The sequence below is a fragment of the Kribbella sandramycini genome (assembly GCF_013131805.1).
Taxonomy (GTDB): Bacteria; Actinomycetota; Actinomycetes; order Propionibacteriales; family Kribbellaceae; genus Kribbella; species Kribbella sandramycini.
Genome location: NZ_JABJRC010000006.1, coordinates 336,244 through 354,452 on the forward strand (window position 1 = coordinate 336,244; position 18,209 = coordinate 354,452).

Annotated in this window: 19 protein-coding genes; 8 read left to right on the plus strand and 11 right to left on the minus strand. The window is 67.4% G+C overall.

Annotated elements, in window-relative coordinates; genetic code table 11:
* Positions 1-53: 53 nt before the first annotated feature.
* On the plus strand, positions 54-644 hold the full coding sequence (locus HPO96_RS24735; RefSeq protein ID WP_171676486.1) for an NADPH-dependent FMN reductase: 591 nt from the start codon (positions 54-56) through the stop codon (positions 642-644).
* Position 645: 1 nt separating this feature from the next.
* Here HPO96_RS24735 and HPO96_RS24740 read toward each other — a convergent pair whose 3' ends face one another.
* The 9 genes from HPO96_RS24740 to HPO96_RS24780 form a co-directional block, all read right to left on the minus strand.
* The gene (locus tag HPO96_RS24740) at positions 646-1,800 is read right to left on the minus strand and encodes a condensation domain-containing protein (protein WP_171676488.1); all 1,155 of its coding nucleotides are present in this window, start codon (positions 1,798-1,800) and stop codon (positions 646-648) included.
* The gene (locus HPO96_RS24745) at positions 1,797-2,822 is read right to left on the minus strand and encodes a glycosyltransferase family protein (RefSeq protein ID WP_171676490.1); all 1,026 of its coding nucleotides are present in this window, start codon (positions 2,820-2,822) and stop codon (positions 1,797-1,799) included. Before HPO96_RS24745 ends, HPO96_RS24740 begins: the two co-directional genes overlap by 4 nt.
* The gene (locus HPO96_RS24750) at positions 2,819-3,673 is read right to left on the minus strand and encodes an aminoglycoside phosphotransferase family protein (protein ID WP_171676492.1); all 855 of its coding nucleotides are present in this window, start codon (positions 3,671-3,673) and stop codon (positions 2,819-2,821) included. The genes HPO96_RS24745 and HPO96_RS24750 overlap by 4 nt, the downstream gene beginning before the upstream one ends.
* The gene (locus HPO96_RS24755; RefSeq protein WP_171676494.1) at positions 3,670-4,623 is read right to left on the minus strand and encodes a Gfo/Idh/MocA family protein; all 954 of its coding nucleotides are present in this window, start codon (positions 4,621-4,623) and stop codon (positions 3,670-3,672) included. Before HPO96_RS24755 ends, HPO96_RS24750 begins: the two co-directional genes overlap by 4 nt.
* Positions 4,613-5,830: a hypothetical protein gene (locus tag HPO96_RS24760; RefSeq protein ID WP_171676496.1), complete on the minus strand. Its 1,218-nt coding sequence runs from the start codon at positions 5,828-5,830 to the stop codon at positions 4,613-4,615. The genes HPO96_RS24755 and HPO96_RS24760 overlap by 11 nt, the downstream gene beginning before the upstream one ends.
* Positions 5,827-6,081, minus strand: coding sequence for a phosphopantetheine-binding protein (locus tag HPO96_RS24765; RefSeq protein ID WP_171676498.1), 255 nt, complete (start codon positions 6,079-6,081; stop codon positions 5,827-5,829). The genes HPO96_RS24760 and HPO96_RS24765 overlap by 4 nt, the downstream gene beginning before the upstream one ends.
* A gap of 1 nt (position 6,082) precedes the next feature.
* Positions 6,083-7,258: a radical SAM protein gene (locus HPO96_RS24770; protein WP_171676500.1), complete on the minus strand. Its 1,176-nt coding sequence runs from the start codon at positions 7,256-7,258 to the stop codon at positions 6,083-6,085.
* Positions 7,258-8,505 (minus strand): MFS transporter, encoded by a 1,248-nt coding sequence (locus HPO96_RS24775; protein ID WP_171676502.1) that lies wholly within the window; start codon positions 8,503-8,505, stop codon positions 7,258-7,260. Before HPO96_RS24775 ends, HPO96_RS24770 begins: the two co-directional genes overlap by 1 nt.
* Before the next feature lie 181 nt (positions 8,506-8,686).
* Positions 8,687-9,283: a TetR/AcrR family transcriptional regulator gene (locus HPO96_RS24780; RefSeq protein WP_171676505.1), complete on the minus strand. Its 597-nt coding sequence runs from the start codon at positions 9,281-9,283 to the stop codon at positions 8,687-8,689.
* A 107-nt stretch (positions 9,284-9,390) separates the two neighbouring features.
* On the opposite strand from HPO96_RS24780, the gene HPO96_RS24785 reads away from it, so the two are divergent.
* From HPO96_RS24785 to rfbB, 6 genes are all read left to right on the plus strand, one after another.
* The gene (locus HPO96_RS24785; RefSeq protein ID WP_171676506.1) at positions 9,391-10,371 is read left to right on the plus strand and encodes a hypothetical protein; all 981 of its coding nucleotides are present in this window, start codon (positions 9,391-9,393) and stop codon (positions 10,369-10,371) included.
* A 182-nt stretch (positions 10,372-10,553) separates the two neighbouring features.
* Complete coding sequence (locus tag HPO96_RS24790; protein ID WP_171676508.1) at positions 10,554-11,948, plus strand: extracellular solute-binding protein; 1,395 nt, start codon at positions 10,554-10,556, stop codon at positions 11,946-11,948.
* 24 nt (positions 11,949-11,972) lie between these two features.
* Positions 11,973-12,902, plus strand: a complete 930-nt coding sequence (locus HPO96_RS24795; RefSeq protein WP_171676510.1) for an ABC transporter permease subunit — start codon at positions 11,973-11,975, stop codon at positions 12,900-12,902.
* On the plus strand, positions 12,899-13,726 hold the full coding sequence (locus tag HPO96_RS24800) for an ABC transporter permease subunit (protein WP_171676512.1): 828 nt from the start codon (positions 12,899-12,901) through the stop codon (positions 13,724-13,726). Before HPO96_RS24795 ends, HPO96_RS24800 begins: the two co-directional genes overlap by 4 nt.
* Before the next feature lie 10 nt (positions 13,727-13,736).
* Positions 13,737-14,606 (plus strand): glucose-1-phosphate thymidylyltransferase RfbA, encoded by an 870-nt coding sequence (rfbA, locus tag HPO96_RS24805; RefSeq protein WP_171676514.1) that lies wholly within the window; start codon positions 13,737-13,739, stop codon positions 14,604-14,606.
* Complete coding sequence (rfbB, locus tag HPO96_RS24810) at positions 14,603-15,604, plus strand: dTDP-glucose 4,6-dehydratase (protein WP_171676516.1); 1,002 nt, start codon at positions 14,603-14,605, stop codon at positions 15,602-15,604. Before rfbA ends, rfbB begins: the two co-directional genes overlap by 4 nt.
* On the opposite strand, the gene HPO96_RS24815 is transcribed toward rfbB, so the two are convergent.
* Positions 15,583-16,278 carry a hypothetical protein gene (locus HPO96_RS24815; protein ID WP_171676518.1) on the minus strand — a complete coding sequence of 232 codons (696 nt, stop codon included), beginning with the start codon at positions 16,276-16,278 and terminating at the stop codon, positions 15,583-15,585. The genes rfbB and HPO96_RS24815 overlap by 22 nt on opposite strands.
* A gap of 70 nt (positions 16,279-16,348) precedes the next feature.
* Complete coding sequence (locus HPO96_RS24820; protein ID WP_171676537.1) at positions 16,349-17,560, minus strand: MFS transporter; 1,212 nt, start codon at positions 17,558-17,560, stop codon at positions 16,349-16,351.
* Between the two features lie 211 nt (positions 17,561-17,771).
* On the opposite strand from HPO96_RS24820, the gene HPO96_RS24825 reads away from it, so the two are divergent.
* Positions 17,772-18,197, plus strand: a complete 426-nt coding sequence (locus tag HPO96_RS24825) for a CBS domain-containing protein (RefSeq protein ID WP_171676539.1) — start codon at positions 17,772-17,774, stop codon at positions 18,195-18,197.
* The last annotated feature ends 12 nt before the right edge of the window (positions 18,198-18,209 follow it).

An 18,209-nucleotide genomic window follows, 5' to 3' on the forward strand; every position in this document is an offset into this window, starting at 1 on the left:
TCGACTTTGACTAGGCTCGACCCATCACTTCCCGAGCACAGGAGTTGGGTCAGATGCCGTCAACCGCGTTCGAGCCGCAGAGCTGGCCGCAGTCGGTCGTCACCGTGGTGGGTAACCCGAGAGCCGGGTCGCGGACGGCGGCCGCCGCGGCCGGCGTCGCGGAGCTGCTGGCTTCCGAGCTGGGGGCGCCGTACCGGATCGACGAGCTGATCGACCTGGTCACGGTCGCCCCGGCGATCTTCGCGAGTGACGCCGAGCCGGACCGGGCCGCGCTGGAGAGCGCGATCGACCTGGTCTCGTCGGCCTCGGTGATCGTCGTCGCGACTCCGGTCTACAAGGGCAGTTACACCGGGTTGCTGAAGAGCTTCCTCGACGTTCTGCCCGCGCGGGCCCTGGCCGGCGCGGTCGTCGTGCCGGTGACGGTCTCGGCTGCGCCCAGCCACAAGCTGCTCGCCGACCAGCACCTGCGGCCGGTGCTGGCCGAGCTGGGCGCGAGCGTCCCGGTCCCCGGTGTCATCCTCGAGGAGCGTGACCTGGAGGACCTGCAGGTGGTCCTGGCCAGCTGGCTGCGCGCCAACGCCTCCATCATTCAGGCCACCGCCATCGCCCTCCAGCCGGTCCCGGAGCCCACTCCCGTCCGCTGACTCAGGCCAGCAGGTACTGGCGCATCCCAGCGAACAGCTCAGCCACCAGAGGCTGGTTCCAATCCGTCCCGTCGCCGCTGAAGTGTCCAGTCAGCACCTGATCGGCGGAAGGCCGGAGCCGGATCGCCAACGCGTCGGCGAGCCCGGTGTCCTTGGGCCCGGCGACAGCGTGCACCGTGCCGCGAGACGGGCCGAAGTCGTATCCGGACGGCCATTGCTGCGGGACGTACTCGAAGAAGGGAGTGCGGGCGGGGGCGGGGACTTCCAGAATCGGGAAGCGGGCGTACTTGACGCAGCCGAGCACGGCCTCGCGGATCGTGGGGACGTCAGCGGCGAGAGAGCCGGTCGGGAGCGGGACGGCCAGAACCGACGGAATGATGCACGGGCCGAGGACCCGTTGCCACTGCGGCCGGTCGCGTTTGCTGAGCAGGGTGTTGAGGACCAGCGCATCGCCAGGGCCGACGTACGGCGCCATACCGGCGGCTAGCCCGGCCAGGAGGGTCACGAGCGGGGTGCTGCGGCAGGACTGGCTGCGCTGCTCGACGCTGGTGAGTTCATCGGCATTGAGCAACTCACCGCGATACGCGAAGTCGGCACCACCAGTGGTTGACGGCTGCGGGCACGCTTTGGCGTCCGTGATGCGGTTCTGCCACCACTCCGAGGCCGCACCATGCTGTCGCTCAACCAGCTCAGCTTCGTTCCGCGTGTAGTCGGCGTACTGGGCGGCCGGCGGCGGTACGTCGACGCCGGACAGCTGAGCGCTGTACAGCAGTGCCAGCTCGTCCAGCGCCGTCCACAGCGTCACCGGATCGGACACCAGGTGGTGCAGATGCAACGCCAGCCGCCGATCAGCCACTCGCAATCGCACCGGTGCCGCCACCGGCACCTCAGCATGGAGCTCAACCGAATCGACCACCTCCAACTCCGCAGTCGGCAGCGGATGCAAGTACTGCGCCGGCCCAGCCACGATCTCGGTCCGCAGTACGTCGTGCCGACGCTGCAGCTCGGTGAACGCCGCAGCCAACGCACTGTGGTCCAGCGGGCGGTCGAACTCCAGGACGGCGTTCATCGTGAACCACGGCCCAAGGACGAATCCAGGCCGCATCGCATCCAGGTGTAGCGCGAACGTCTGCCACAACGAGGTCGGCACAGTCACAGCAGTGCCTTCGAGTAGTCCGGCACGTCAGCCTTCAGCAGCGACTCGTGCAGCTCCTGCAGCACCTCGATGGCGAAGTCCTTGCGGGCCCAGTCCTCGAATGAGATGCCGTAGCCGAGTGAGATCCACAGGTCTGCGTTCCGCTGCTCGTGCGCGCCGAACGGCTCCAACAGGACCAGCGGCGTAGCTGACCACAACGAGTCGAGCAGTGTGCCGCCTCCGGGCTTGCTGACGGTTGCGAGTGCCTGCCGACAGAGGTCGAACGAACCGTGGTTGCCAGTGCGCTGCTCGAACGGCTCTCCAGCCAGGCCGAACGGCGGGTAGCCGTCGTCCAGCCACGGATGCCACTCCGGATCGATCATGAAGTACCGGACGCCGTCCGTCGTCAGGTCCTGCTGTTCGTAGGCCACTACGTCCAGGGCGAAGCCCGCGCTGAGGAGCTCATCGGCGTAGTCGCGGTAGGTACCCATTCCCCAGCCGCCGCCGTGTACGAGCAACCGACGGTCCCGGTCGGCCCAGGGGACTGGTTCGTCCCGGCTGACCGGGATGCTCCACGGCACAGCGCCCGCGTCCGCGTCGCCCAGCCAGATGCGCCGGACTGGGATGGACGGCGTCCCGACCTTGTCGAACGACGGCGACGACACCGAATCCACGTGACAGATGTCCACATCGACCGGACCGTACTGCTCGACGTACTCGGTCAGCAGGGTGAGCCAGAAACCGGACAGGACGACGAAGCGGGTCACGCCACGCGCATGCCAGTCCGCGAAGAGCGCAGCGACGGCCGCCGGATCAGCAGCCCGCGAGGCGTTCCCTGCGATCTTCTGCCCGGCCATCGCGACCCGAAAGTCCCGGTGGAAGGCCAGCTTGGACTGTGCGGTCGTGGCAAGGGTCTTCGCCGGCATCAGCCGTTCCAGTACTGAGACGGACACCTGTCCGCCTTGCTCGCGAATCCGGTCGGCCAACAGCAGACCGGGGACGTGGACGCCCAGTGCGACACCGGACGTCAGCACCTCGATCACAGCTCCGCCAGCGCCTTGTCGAGGTGGCGCTCGATCAGCTTCTGGAAACCGACATCGGTCGAGCCACGCGGCGTCGCCTCGATCAACATGATCAGGTAGAGGTAGACGCGATACAGCGCGAGGCGTTCGCGGTCGATGTCGGCGCCGTACCCGGCCAGCAGTTCGGCGTCCACCTCGGCGAAGAGGGTCAGCGAGACGAACTCCGCCACCGGGTCGCCCCAGAACGCCCGCTCGCCGTCGATCAGCCCGGTCACGCGCCCGTCCTCGACCAGGATGTTGCCGTCCCACAGATCGAAGTGGATCAGCCGCGGGACCGACACCGAGTCCAGTAATGCTTTCCGGTCGGTGACCAGCTCTCGGCGGACAGCAGCAGGCAGAGCGACGTCGTAGCGCTTCGCATCCGCCAGCAGGTCGTCGAACATGCCCAGGAACGCAGAACTCCAGCTGGCTGTCAGCCCGCGTTGTGGGTAGCCGAAGCCGTCCGACCCGGTTACCTCGTGCAGACTCGAGACGATCCCACCCAGCTCGCGCCGGTACTGCGCCCGCGTCTCGGAGACGCTGTGCAGGGTGACCCCGGGCAAGGCTGTCATCAGCAAGAAGCCTGGGCCGGAGTGGACCACTTCCGGCACCGGCGCCTTGCCCAGAGCCGCGCGGTAGAAGGCGGTCTCGGTCCCGATCAGGTCCTGCTCGTAGGTGAGCCCGGGACCGGTCGGCGCGATCTTCAGCACCAGGTCGCCGTCGGTCAGGCTCAACCGCTGCACCTGGTTGTAGGTGCCGTCGGCAAGCTCGGTGACCGCGGTGAGCGCACCGGGGTCGCGGCCGGCGGCGGCCAGCAGGTCGTTGACGTTCATTCGGCGGCCTTTCGGGCGGACTGGTAGATGGCGTCCATCAGCTCGATCCGCGGGACGGCGTCCGCGAGGTCGGAGCGGCCGTCGACGAGCCGCGCGAGCTGGCTTTCGTAGTACGAGACCGGTGCGAAGCCGATGACTTCACGGTCGCCGCCGGCCGGGGTGACGACCAGGTTCAGCGGTAGGGCGGCGATGACCGGCCGGAGGAAGTTGCGCAGTTTGACCGTTGCGCCCTCGAACTCGAAGACGTGCTCGCTGACGTGATTCGGTCCCACACCGCATTCCAGAGTCGCTGTGGTCTCCGGCCAGCGCAGAGTGGCCAGAAACTCCCGGTCCACGCCGTTCGGGCCGTCGAACGTCGACTCGCCGGCGTACTCGGTCACCTCCAGCCCGACCGTTGCCTGGAGCGCCTGCAGCCAGTAGCTGGCGCAGTCGAAGAAGATGCCGCCGCCCAGCTCGGGGCGGTCGCGGTACCCACCTGGCTCGGGCTCGGCGAACGTCATCCGGGTGTGCACCGAGCGCAGTACGCCGTACCGGCCGTCCACGATGAACGAACGGACGACCTGCTGCCATTCGTGGTGTGCGGTGGCCACTGCCTCGGTTACGTGCACAGCGCCGTCCGCAGCGAACTCCAGCTCGGCCACCTCATCCGCAGTGAGGCACAGCGGCTTCTCGACGATCACATGCTTGCCCGCTACTGCTGCGCGGACCGCCCAGCGGTGGTGGGCCGAGTTGTGCAGCGAAACATAGACGGCGTCGATTTGCGGGTCTGCGAGCAGCGCTGCGTAGTTGTCGTGCACAACCTCGATGCGGTGCTGGTTCGCGTACTCCTTGGCCCGCACCGGATCGCTGGCGGCGACTGCGCGGACATGGGCATTCACGGCATCCGCGGGGCCGAGCATGGTGCGTGCTGCGATCCCGGTGGCTCCGATCAGTCCGATCTCAAGCGGCATCGGTCATCCCTCGTGGTGTCAGGCCGGCAGCGTTGACCGCGGCGACCAGGCGGCGTCGCCATTGGTCGAGGTCATCGGTGCGGCAGAAGATCGCCAGGTAGACGCGGCCACCGGGCGCGGCGAGCGTGCTGCCGTTCAGCACGAGGACGCCGGGCTGGTCGCCGGTGCTGAGCAGACCGTCGAAGGCGGTCAGCACATCGGTGATTCCCTCACCAGGAGCAAGGTTCAGTTCGAGTTGCCACAGATGTGCGGTCAGCGCGGACCGCTGGTCCAGCTGCAGGGTCAGGAGCCCGAGTGACTGCCGTGCGTTGATCTCCAGGACCGGTACGACGCTGCCGTCGGTCAGCAGCATCGCATCGATCCCGACCGGTCCCCAGTAGCCTGCAGCCGCCAGAGCCTCCGTCACGCCGGCCAGAGAGTCGGCGTACCAGCCTGCGTCAACGAGCGCTGGCGGCGGCCGGTGCGAGCCCAGATGCCGGAAGCCCTTGTTCGTCATCTGCTGCAGCCCGAGAAACTCCGCAGTGCCGTCCGGGGCGAGCTCGAAGTGCCCGGAGAAGTCATGCAGCTTCGGCAGCTTCTCCTGCACCAGGAGCTCGACCCGGCGGCCGGCGTCCGCCTGCTTACGCAGAACGCGTTCGACCGCGCGCAGTACGCCGGGGGTCGTGACCTCCAGCAGCGCGCGACCGGACACGCCGTACGGGTCCTTCACCAGCGCTCGGAACTCGAGCGCGGTGACGGCGTCGACCAACTCGTCAGGTGTGCGAACGACTCGGCCTGCGCCGGGTAGGCCGAGTTCGAGCACCAACTCGTTGGACCACGTCTTGGAGTTCACCTGAGCAACTACCTCGGCCGATGGGAGGCTCTGACCGACCAGCCGCGCAGTGTCGGGCAGAACGGCGAACGGAGTGACGGTGGCTGCGCCGAGCACCGCATCCCGGAGGCGGTCGTCAGCCGCGATCGATCGCTCCACCGGACCTGCCTCTGGTTTGCCGACCGCCTGATGGCGGATCGGGTGGCCGAGGTTCGCGAGCAGCTCCGGATGGATGGGGTACCGGGTGATGAGCAGATCGCCCGGTGCGCAGAAGCCCAGCAGCAGCTCGTCCATCGCGTCGACTGCCGAGTCCCGTCCGCCGACGGACGGCAGCTCGGCGAGGTCGTCGGGCCGCCACCACGCCTCCGCGCCGAACGTGCCGAAGCGGATCGTCATTGCACAGGCGTGGCCAGCCGCGCCACGAACGCGCTGAATTGGCTCACCTTGCGCAGATCGTCCAGCTGCAGCGACGGGTAGTCGAGCTCGAGATCGAACTCGTCCTCGATCGCCAGCAGGAAGGTGATCGTCTGCAGCGAGTCCAGCCCGTACTGCTCGACGAGGTCGGCGTCCGACCCGATCTCCTCGGCGGTCGTGCCGTTGTCGAGCACCTTGGCCAGCACGATCTTCACGCGATCTTCGATATCCACCTCAGACTCCGTTCAGGTAGAGAAGGATGCATTTCGAGCAGACCGGCATCATTCCGTTCTCGGACATGATCCGGCGCACCTCGCGGAACGACTGGCTCTGCCACAGGTCGTTGACCGACTGCTCGTAGAGGTTGCCGACGACGAACTCCGGGAAGAACTTGCACGAGCTGACGGCGCCGTCCGCGTGCACCTCCATCCGGTTCGATACCGCGAGGCACTTGCTGCGGTGCTGGGCCGGCCGCGAGGTGCCGAGGATGAAGTCGGTGACCTCGTCGTCCTCCAGTTGCGGCTGGTAGCGCAGCCGGACGTTCCACGGGCGGGACGCCAGCCGGGCCATCGACTCACGCAGCGCGGGCAGCTCCTCCTCGGGCAGCTGGTAGGTGTAGCTGTGCCAGGTCGGCTTCTTGGTGTCGGTGCTCGGATTCAGCCAGGAGAAGGTCTTCTCGTACAGGCGGTCCATCGACTCGGCCACTTCCGGGCTGATGTACCAGGGGAACTGGAAGTAGACGGTGTTGACGCCCAGCTCCTCGGCCCACTCCATGAACTCGTACATCTTGTGCACGGTCACGTGCGAGACCATGCAGGACAGCGACAGCTCGCCGTCCCATTTCCCGTCCCGTTTGAGGTCCAGCATCATCTGGATGTTCTCCATGGTCCGCTTGAACGTGCCGCGGCCACGCAGCGCCTCGTGGTCCGCGCCGAGGCCGTCCAGACTGACCAGGAGGTTCAGGTTCTCGCCGATCCGGAGCAGGTCGTCGACCTTGCGCTTGAACAGCAGACCGTTGGTGCACATGTTCACCGTGCGGGGGTACTTCTCCAGCAATGCGGCGACCTGGTCGAACTTCGTGTGCATCAAGGGCTCACCGCCCCACAGGAACAGCTTGGACCGCGTTTCGGCGGTCGTCCGCAGGACATCCTCAATGACCGACAGGTCCAGCTCGGTGCGCTGCCGCTCGGAGCTGAAATCGCGGAAGAAGCCCTGTTCGTTCCACTGGTAGCAGTGGGTGCAGCGCAGGTTGCAGCGGTACGTCAGCTGCAGGCTGACCTCCTGCGGCAGCGGTGCGGCGTACGACGGGTCGATCAGCAGGTTCTTCCGGGCTTTCGACCGGATCGAGACCGTGTGCAGGATGTCGGCGAATTCTTTGTTGTTCAGCGTGCGGGTCGTTGTCGGGCGCATCAGACCTCCGATGAAGTGGTGGCTCGGGCGACGAGGAGAGCGCTGGCTCCGGCGATCACACCTCCTGTCGCGAGGATGAGGACAAGGCCGGTCGCGGCCCCGAGCTGATGGCTCAGCACGCCGCCGGCAAAGCCGCCAGTGAGCGCACCGAGGGGAACGGTGGATGAGGTGAGCGTGCGGGCCGCTGCGTGCACGGTGCTCTGCAACGTGACCGGTGTGACCTGTTGGCGCACGCTGGTGGTGACGACGTTCCACACCGGCAGCCAGACGCCCGCCAGCACCCGGATCAGCACCAGAGTGAGCGCAGGCGCGGTCACCAGACAGAGCGGAATCGCCAACCAGCACAGGGCTTCCGTACCGGTCAGGACGAGCGTACGACGGGTGCCCAGCGCCGCAGCGAGCTTGTTGGCCACGAATGCGCCCAGCAGCCCGCCGACCGAACCGGCCGCGATCAGCAGCCCACCAGCCAGGCTCGACAACCCCAGCACGCGATACGCGAACAGCAGCAGGACGGCGTCCACCATCCCGGTTCCGAAGCTCCGAACTGCGGCTGCGCCCACCTGCTGTCGCAGCACTGGATGCTGGCGGACAAAGCCGATGCCGGTCCGGATGCGCTGCACCAGCGGCTCAGTCGCTGGTGCAGCCGTTTGTTCGATCGCAGTGATCCGAGTGCGCCCGTACGCCGAAGCGAGGAACGGCAGCGCGCTCAGCAGCATCCCGATCGTCGATCCGGTTGTCCGCAGCAGCAGACCGGCGAGTGCGGGCCCGACCAGCTTCGATGCGCTGTCAGAGCTCTGCAGCTTCGCGTTGGCGCCAACCAGCGCACGCTGGTCGACCAGAGCCGGTAGGTACGACTGACCGGCGACGTCCACGAAGACCATCGCCACCCCGGCAACAGCGACCACCAGGAACAGCTGTGGAATCCCGACTCCGCCGAGGACCGCGGCCAACGGGATCGTCGCGAACGCGGCGAACCGGACCAGCTCGCCGCCGATCAAGACCCGGCGGCGCGGAACGTGGGGGAGTGCGGCGCCGGCCAGCAGCCCGAACGCCGGATAGGCGAACCAGCCCAGCGCCGACAGCACGCCGACCTCGGCGCCGGACGCGTCCAGCGTCAGGATCGCGATACTCGGCACCGCGAAACCGGTCAGCCGGTCGCCGACGAAACTCGCCGTCTGACTGCTCCAGTACCACGACAGATCGGCGTTCGAGCGTGTCGCAGTGTCCGTGGTAGATCGTCCGCGCACCAGTCGACTCCCCAGCGTCGGTTGGCTGAACCGGGCCTGGCACTGCCCCTTTCTTCAAGCTCTGAAAGAAGACCTCGGACAACTTAACCGGGCAAGTGCTGCGACTCAACCCCTCAGTCATGAATTGCTCGCTGAGGGTAGGGAAGTGGTACGGACTCTCAGTTTCGGGATGTCTGATGACTTAGCCGCGGAGGACCGCGCGCAACCCTGCCGTGTAGGTCTCCGGGGTGGTGTCGCCGAGGATGAGCCGCTGCAGGACGAAGCCGGGGAGCAGGCCGAAGAGCACCTGGGCGATGTGTCGCGGGTCGGCGTCCGGGTCGAGGATGCCGGCGGCCTGGGCGCGGCGGGCGACGAGCTCGAAGCGGCCGCGGATATCGGTGTACTTGGCGCCGGCGATCGCCATCACGGCCGGGTTGTGCAGGGCCTCGGCCCAGGCCTGCAGAGCGATCCGGGTGACGTCGCCGCCGGGCCGCTCGGCCAGGCTGACGACGTGCTGCAGCAGCCGCTCGAGGGCGTCGATCGGGCTCATCGGCTGCTGCGGGTCGACGAAATCGTCGAAGAGGTTCTCGACCGTGCCCAGCGCCTCCTCGGCGATCGCGGCGACGATCTCCTCCTTGCTCTTGAAGTAGCCGTAGACCGCGCCGGCGGACAGCCCGGAGACCTCGATCAGATCGGCCATCGTCGTCTTGTGGAAACCCTGCTCGGCGACCAGGGTGCGGGCGGCGGCGACGATCTGGGCGCGGCGGGCGAGCCGGTGCTCGGCTGTGACCTTCGGCATGTCGGCAACCTAAAACGAATGTCCGTTCTTGACAAGTCAGGCCGGCTGGGAGCACTCTCGATCTAATAAAGAACGGTCATTCGGTTTTATCGAGAGAGGTCCCCAGCATGACTGCCCATCGACGCCCGCCCCTGATCGCCGTCGTCACCCTGCTCACCGCCGTGCTGACGGTGCTGCTGATCGCGTTCGCCTGGCCGGCGGCGCGCTCCGAACCCCGCGACCTCCCGATCGCGGTCGCCGGTCCGAGTCAGCTCGCCGGGCAGGTCGGCGCGGGGCTCGACCAGGCGATGCCTGGCGGCTTCGAGGTCACCACGGTCGCCGACCGGGCCAGCGCCGTCCAGAAGATCCAGGATCGGGAGGTGTACGGCGCGGTCGTGCTCGACGCTCAGCAGCCGGAGGTGCTGACGGCGTCCGCCGGTGGGCCCGCGGTTGCGCAGATCCTCACCCAGTTGGGTACCCGGCTGTCGCCGGATCATCCGGCCAAGGTGACGGACGTCGTACCGCTGCCGAAGGATGACCCGCGGGGCGCTGGGCTCGCTGCGGGTGCGTTGCCGTTGGTGCTTGGCGGCATCCTCAGTGCGGTCGCTCTGACCCGGCTGGTGCCGTCCGGTGCGCAGCGGATGGTTGGCGCGGTCAGCCTCGCGGTTGCCGGCGGGCTGGCGTTGACCGCCGTACTGCAGTTCTGGCTGGGGTCCTTTGCGGGCAACTACCTTGCGAACGCCGGAGTGGTCGCGCTGGCGATCGCAGCGATCAGTCTGACGCTGCTGGGGCTGGAGTGGCTCGGTGGCGCGGCCGGACTCGGTATTGGCGCCGCAGTGATGATGCTGCTCGGCAACCCGCTGTCCGGGCTGGCTAGTGCGCCCGAGATGCTCCCGGCGGGGTGGGGCACGCTCGGTCAATTGCTGCCGCCGGGTGCAGCCGGCACGGCGTTGCGGTCGGTGAGCTTCTTCGACGGCGCCGGGTCGGGGACGGCGTTCGTCGTACTGAGTGCCTGGCTCGCACTTGGTCTGGCGCTCTGCGGCCTGGGCGCGATGCGGTCGCAACATGTTGTTCATGGTCGTCATGAGGCTTCGCCCGTTACCGTCTGAATCAGGTTTCGACGCGGTGACCTGATTGTTATGACAAGGTCACCGCGTTATCACCTGACAGCGGGGACAACGTTGTCTGTCACCCATTGACTTCCTCGCCTTCAGCCTCCTAAGTTCGCCAAAAGCCCGCTCTGTTTGGGTCGTGGTACCGGGATGACAACGATTGCCCGAAGGTGGACCTGATGGTGACAAGAAAGCGTTTCAAGGCAGCCGGTGCGCTGGCCGCGTCCGCGCTGCTGCTGGCGGTCGCGGCCTGTAGCCAGGGCTCGACGACCAAACAGCCCGAGGCCGGCGGCGGCCAGAGCAGCGGTCCGGCGAATATCAAGATCGCCTACCAGCAGTGGGGCCCCGGCACCACGATGAAAAACTTCCTGGCCGGCGTGAAGACCGAGTACGAGGCGGCCAACCCCGGCTCGACCGTCGAGGTGCTGCCGATCGTCGCGAGCGAGAACGACTACTACACCAAGCTGCAGCTGATGATGCGGTCGCCGAACACCGCGCCGGACGTCGTCTACGAGGACACGTTCCTGATCAACTCCGACATCACCGCGGGCTACCTGCGACCGCTCGACGACTACCTCAAGGACTGGGACCAGTGGGGCCAGTTCGAGGAGAGCGCCAAGGGCGCCGCGAAGGCGCTGGACGGTAAGACGTACGGCGTCCCGGACGGTACCGACACCCGCGCGCTCTGGTACAACAAGCAGATCTTCGCCAAGGCGGGCCTCCCGGCCGACTGGCAGCCGAAGACCTGGGACGACGTGCTCAGCGCGGCCCGGACCATCAAGGAGAAGGTCCCCGGCGTCATCCCGTTCAACATGTACTCCGGAAAGCCGATGGGTGAGGCCTCGGCCATGCAGGGTTTCGAGATGCTCCTGTACGGCACGAAGGACTCGCTCTACAACAGCGACCAGCAGAAGTGGGTCGTCGGCAGCCAGGGCTTCAAGGACTCGCTGAACTTCGTCAAGACCGTCTTCAGTGAAGGGATCGGCCCGACGCCGAAACAGGCGCTGGACCCGAACATGGGCAGCAAGGTCGGCACCGAGCTGATCCCCGAGGGCAAACTCGGGATCGCGCTCGACGGCTCCTGGATCTACGGCAACTGGCAGAAGACCGGCGCCAAGCCGTGGCCGCAGTGGACCGAGGTGATGGGCCAGACCGCGATGCCGAGCCAGGACGGCGGCGGCAAGGGCAAGGTCAGCCTCTCCGGCGGCTGGACCTGGGCGATCCCGGCGAAGTCCAAGAACCCGGACGCCGCCTGGAACCTGATCAAGACCCTGCAGGCGCCGAAGAACGCGGCCAAGTACGCCACCGACGGCGCGCAGATCGCCGTCCGCAAGGACGTCGCCGCCGACGAGGGCTACAAGAGCTCCGCGAAGAGCACGCAGTTCTTCACCGACCTGGTCTCGGTCACCGTCTACCGCCCGGCGTACGCCGAGTACCCGAAGGTGTCCAACGAGATCATCACCGCGATGGAAGCGGTGATGACCGGCCAGTCCACGGTCGACGAGGCCGCGAAGAACTACGACGAAGCGGTCGAGAGCATCGTCGGCAAGGACAAGACGACCTCCGGCCAGTAACCCACCGGCGAAGGAACCTCCCCTGTGACGACCTCAGTCGCCGCCGCTACCGCTCCGTCCGGGAAACCCGGGCGGAGCGGCAAGCCGCGGGCAGCCAACCTCCTGAAGATGCTGCCGCTCTCCCCGGCCATCGGACTCATGCTGGTCTTCCTGGCCGGCCCGATCATCTACTGCATCTACGCCGCGTTCACGAATATGGCGCTGACCGGTACCGGCGCCGCGAACGTGACGTTCGTCGGGCTGGACAACTTCCGCAAGGCGTTCGGCAGCAGCGCGTTCTCGAACGCGATCTGGCTGACGCTGCTCTTCACGCTGTTGTCCGCGATCATCGGCCAGAACACCCTCGGTCTCGGCCTCGCGCTGCTGATGCGGCGGGCCAACAAACTGGTCCGCAACTTCGTCGGCACCGCGGTGATCGGCGCCTGGGTGCTGCCCGAGGTGGTCGCGGCGTACCTGCTCTCGGCGTTCTTCAACGACGAGGGCACGCTGAACGTGATGCTGCACGCGGTCGGCCTGCCCGGCCAGGACTGGCTGTACGCCGCGCCGATCATCGCGGTCTCGCTGGCCAACATCTGGCGCGGTACGGCGTTCTCGATGCTGGTCTACTCGGCGGCGCTCAGCGAGATCCCCAAGGAGATCGAGGAGTCGGCCGAGATGGACGGCGCGGCCGGCAGCAAACGGCTGGTCTGGGTCACGCTACCGATGATCAGCCGCGCCGTGCTGACCAACCTGATGCTGATCACGCTGCAGACGCTCAGCGTGTTCGGCCTGATCTACGCGATGACCCGCGGCGGCCCGGGCACCAAGTCGCAGACGTTGCCGCTGTACATGTACGAGCAGGCGTTCAGCTTCTCCCAGATCGGCTACGGCACCGCGATCGCCCTGGTGATGCTCGCGATCGGCGCGGTCTTCTCGCTGATCTACCTGCGTGGACTCAACTCGGAGGCAGCGTGATTGCCCGCGACCGCTTGAGCAAGCTGACGTCGAACCTGGTTCTGCTTGCCATCGGCATCTTGTTCGTGCTGCCGTTGCTCTGGGTGCTGTTCGCCTCGATCAACCGGACGGCGGGGCTGCGGGTCGAGTTCCCGACCGATCCGACGCTGGGCAACTTCAAGGCCGTGCTGAACACCGACACGACGTACCGGCCGGTCCTGAACGGGATCGTGCTCTGTGGCGGCTCGGCGTTGCTGACGATGGTCTGCGCGGTGCTGGCGGCGTACCCGCTGTCGCGGTTCAAGTCGCGGTTCAACCGGCCCTTCCTGCTGACCGTGCTGTTCTGCACCGGTCTGCCGATCACCGCGGTGATGGTCCCCGTCTACGGCCTGTTCGTCCAGCTCAACCTGGTCGACACCATCGGCGGCACGATCATGTTCATGGCCACCAGCTCGCTCCCGTTCGCGATCTGGCTGACCAAGACCTTCATGGACGGCGTCCCGATCTCCCTGGAGGAGGCCGCCTGGGTCGACGGGGCCACCAACATGCGGGCGCTGAAGAGCATCGTGCTACCGCTGATGTGGCCCGGGATCGCCGTCGTCCTGATCTTCACCTTCATCGGGATGTGGGGCAACTTCTTCGTCCCGTTCATGCTGCTGCTGTCCCCCGAGCGGCTGCCCGCCTCGGTCTCGATCTTCACCTTCTTCGGCCAGTACGGCGAACCCAACTACGGCCAGCTGGCCGCCTACTCGCTGATCTACACCACGCCGGTCCTGTTGCTGTACCTGCTCCTGAGCAAGAAACTCGGTGGTGCGTTCGCACTCGGAGGCGCGATCAAGGGCTGACGGAGGTCAGATGAAGGGAATACTGCTCGCCGGCGGGTCGGGGACGCGGTTGTACCCGATGGCGCGGGGGATCTCGAAACACCTGATGCCGATCTACGACAAGCCGATGGTCTACTACCCGCTCGCGACGCTGATGGGGGCCGGGATCAACGAGATCCTGATCATCACCACCGCCGAGGACCGGGCGGCGTTCGAGCGGTTGCTCGGTGACGGCGCGCAGTTCGGGTGCCGGTTCGAGTACGCCGTCCAGGCGCAGCCGAACGGGATCGCGGAGGCGTTCGTGGTGGGCGAGGAGTTCATCGGGGACGACGCGGTGGCGCTGATCCTCGGGGACAACCTGTTCTACGGCGACGACTTCGGCGGCGTCGCGCGGCCCGACGGCGGGGTGGTGTTCGCCTACCCGGTGGCGGATGCGCGGCGGTACGGCGTGGTGGAGTTCGACGCCGGCCAGCAGGTGCTGGGGATCGAGGAGAAGCCGGTCGAGCCGCGGTCGAACTTCGCGGTGGTCGGGTTGTACTTCTACGACAACGACGTGGTGGAGATCGCGAAGGCGCTGACGCCGAGCCCGCGTGGCGAGGTCGAGATCACCGATGTGAACCGCGAGTACCTGCGCCGCGGGAAGCTGCGGGCGGAGAAGGTGGCGCAGGGCGCGGTGTGGCTCGACACCGGGACGATCGAGTCGCTGGCGGATGCTTCGGATTTCGTGCGGGTGCTGGAGAACCGGACCGGGCTGAAGGTCGGCTGCGTGGAGGAGGTGGCCTGGCGGCAGGGGTTCATCAGCGACGACGACCTGCGGCTGCTGGCCGAACCGTTACGCAACTCCGGGTACGGCGAGTATCTGCTCGCGCTCCTCGATCGGCCGAGCATGGTCCGCCGATGAGCCGGCTGCTGGTCACCGGGGGAGCGGGGTTCATCGGGGCGAACTTCGTCCAGCGCGCCGTCCGGGATCATCGGGTGACCGTGCTCGACGCGCTCACGTACGCCGGGGATCGGCGGAATCTGGCGCCGGTTGCCGATGACATCGAGTTCGTGCACGGCGATATCGGGGACGCCGAGCTGGTCGACCGGTTGGTGAAACAGGCCGACGTCGTCGTGCACTTCGCGGCCGAATCCCATGTGGACAACTCGCTCGGCGACCCCGCGCCGTTCATCTGGACGAACGTCGTCGGCACCTTCCACGTCCTCGAGGCCGTGCGCCGGTACGACGTCCGGCTGCATCACATCTCGACCGACGAGGTGTTCGGCGCGCTGCCGCTCGACACGACGAGCCGGTTCACCGAGGAGACGCGGTACGACCCGTCGTCGCCGTACTCGGCCAGCAAGGCCAGCTCCGATCATCTGGTCCGGGCGTGGACCAGGTCGTACGGGATCGCCGCGACGATCTCCAACTGCGCCAACAACTACGGGCCGTATCAGCATGTCGAGAAGCTGATCCCGCGCGGGATCACGACCGTGCTGACCGGCGGCCGGCCCAAGGTCTACGGGACCGGCGTCAACGTCCGCGAGTGGACGCATGTGGACGACCACAACGACGCCGTCCGCCGGATCCTGCGGGACGGGCGGATTGGCGAGACCTACCTGATCGGCTCCGGGCAGGAGCGATCGAACAAGCAGGTCACCGAGACGATCCTTCGGCTGCTGGGAAAACCCGCCGACGGATACGACCAGGTCGCCGACCGGCCCGGGCACGATCTGCGCTACGCGACGAGCTCGGACAAGCTGCGCACCGAGCTCGGCTGGTCACCACGGCATGTGGACTTCGACTCCGGCCTGGCGGACACGATCGCCTGGTACCGCGAGCACGAGCCGTGGTGGGCCGAGGCGAAAGTCGCCACCGAGCAGAAGTACGCCGCGGATCAGTCGGCCAGATCCTCGTAGGTCTCCTGCCAGAACTCGAGCTTCTCGGCGAAGCTCTCCTCCCACTGCGGATCCGGCAGGCCTTCGGCGAAGTGGTCGAGAGCGGCCGGGATCAGCGCCGCGGCTGCCGGCGCCTGCTCGAGGATGAGCGCGAGGCGGACGACGAACGTCACCTGGCGGGTGAGTTTGGCGTGGTCGACCGGGATCGGCTTGGCCAGCGGATCGAGGCGGATCTCGATCGACTTGAGCTGGTCCCGGATCGATTTGATCGTGCGCGCGGCGTCGCGGTGCTCCGAGCGGCCGGGGGGCGCCTCGACGGCGTCGGTCGGCAGGCCGAGCAACTCGGCGAGGACAGCGGACGGCGCCTCGGCGGTGGAGCCCTTGCGCAACAGGCCCGGCTTGGTCGCCTGCAGGTGCTTGTCGATCTGGTCGAGCAGTTCGAGCAGCCCGGTCACCAGGTCGGGGACGTGCTTGTCGGCCGTCCGCCGGCGCCCGGTGTCGAGCGCGGTGTTGCGCTCGTAGTCGGCCTCGACGGTCGCGCGCAACGCGTCGGGCCAGTCCTCCAGGCCGGTCAAAGCGGTGTGCTTCGGCGCCGTCGGGCTCAGATCGCCCGCGGACAACGCCTTCTCACCCGCCCGCGCGGCCTCCATCTCCTGCTCGAGCTTCTTCTGCGGCCCGGGAACGATCGAACTCATCCCCGTCCTCGCTTCGCTGCGGGCGTGGATAAGGGGACGCTGTGTCTGATGATGAACTCACTCCGTTCGTTCATGCGGTCAGCCTACGCAGTTTCCAGACCGAGGGGACGACGAGCGTGGCGATGACGATCAGGATGTACAGGGCGGCGCCGTACAGCTCGACCGCGGTGACCGAGATCGCGGCGGCGACGTAGCCGACCGTCAACTGGCCGATCGGGTTCGCGATGAACGAGCCGAGCATGTCGTACGACGAGACCCGGGACAGTTTGTCGAGCGGGACGTGCTGCCCGAGCGCGGTCTCCCAGCCGATCCCGAAGATCTCGAAGCCGAGGCCCAGCACGAAACCGGCCAGCGCGACCGCGACGACGTTCGGGAAGAGCGCGAGGCAGAGCAGGACCGGCGCACCGAGCAGCATGCCGGCCATCCCGGCGCGCAGCGGGTACCGGGGTTTGATCCGCAACATCAGAACGCCGCCGAGCACCAGGCCCGCGCCGAAGCAGGCGCTCACCGCGCCCCAGCCGGCCCGGCCGAAGGTGCGGTCGGCGATCACCGGGCCGAGGGTCTGGTAGCAGGCGGTGAACAGCACGTTGAGCAAGCCGAACGCGAGCACGATCACCCAGAGCCACTGCCGGGAGACGAACTCGCCCCAGCCCTCGCGCAGATCGGTCAGCATCGAGCTCGCCCGGCGCCTCATCGGTGGCAGCGTGAGCCGCGAGATCAGCAGCGCCGCGAGCAGGAACGTCGCCGCGTCGACCGCCAGGCCGACGCCCGGCCCGGTCAGCCCGACGATCACCCCCGCGATCGCGCCGCCGCCGATCATCGCGACCGAGCGGGCGAAACCGGAGATCGCCGTCGCCTGCGGCAGGTCGGCCTTCTCGACGAGCGACGGCAGGACGCCGGTCGTCGCCGGCATCACGAAGGCGGCCGCGACGCCGTTCAGCGCTTCGATCGCGGCGAGCTGCCAGATGGTCGCGTGCCCGGAGAGCACCAGCGCGGCGGCGGCCGCCTGGGTGAGACCGCTGACCGTGTTCGCGGTCATCATCACCAGCCGGCGCGGCAGCCGGTCCGAGATGACACCGCCGACCAGTAGAAACACGATGTTCGGGATGCTGCGGGCGGCCAGCACGATCCCGACCGCGCCGGCCGCGTGCGACACGTCGAGCACCGCGAACACCAGCGCCACCGGCGCGATCGTCGAGCCGAGCATCGTGACGAACCGGGCCGAGATGAAGATCCGCACATCCCGCTGCCGCAACACGGTCAGATCCTGCCGCCAGCTCACCCGCAACCCCCTAGCTCGACCCAAACCCGGCGATCCTACGGGGCGTTGACCTGCCCGTCGCCCGGTTTAACCGGGGCGAGTGCTTGTGAACGGATTCACTTCGGAAGGTGACCAATTGATCACCGCTCGTCACTGAAATGAGACCTGCCGCTTCGCTGGTCTTTTCGCTACCTTGGTGTATTGGTCCCCCCTCGACATCGCAGGAGGCTCCGTGAAGATCAACGACGTACTGCGCGGCAAGGGCAACGAGGTCGTCACCATTTCGCCCCAGGCCACCGTGACCGAGCTCCTCACACTGCTCGCCGAACACAACATCGGCGCCGTCGTCGTCAGCGCGGACGGCAGCTCGGTGGCCGGCATCGTGTCCGAGCGCGACATCGTCCGGCTCTGGAACGGCACTCCTGATGCCGGCGAGGTCCGGGTCAGCGCGATCATGACGACCGAGGTCCGCACCTGTACGCCGGACGATCTGATCGACAGCCTGATGCTGCTGATGACCGAGCACCGGATCCGGCACGTCCCGGTCGTCGTCGACGGCGCCCTGACCGGCCTGGTCAGCATCGGCGACGTCGTCAAGTCCCGGATCGGCGAGCTCGAGTTCGAGAAGGAGCAACTCTCCAACTACATCGCCGGATAATTCCGGCCAGGA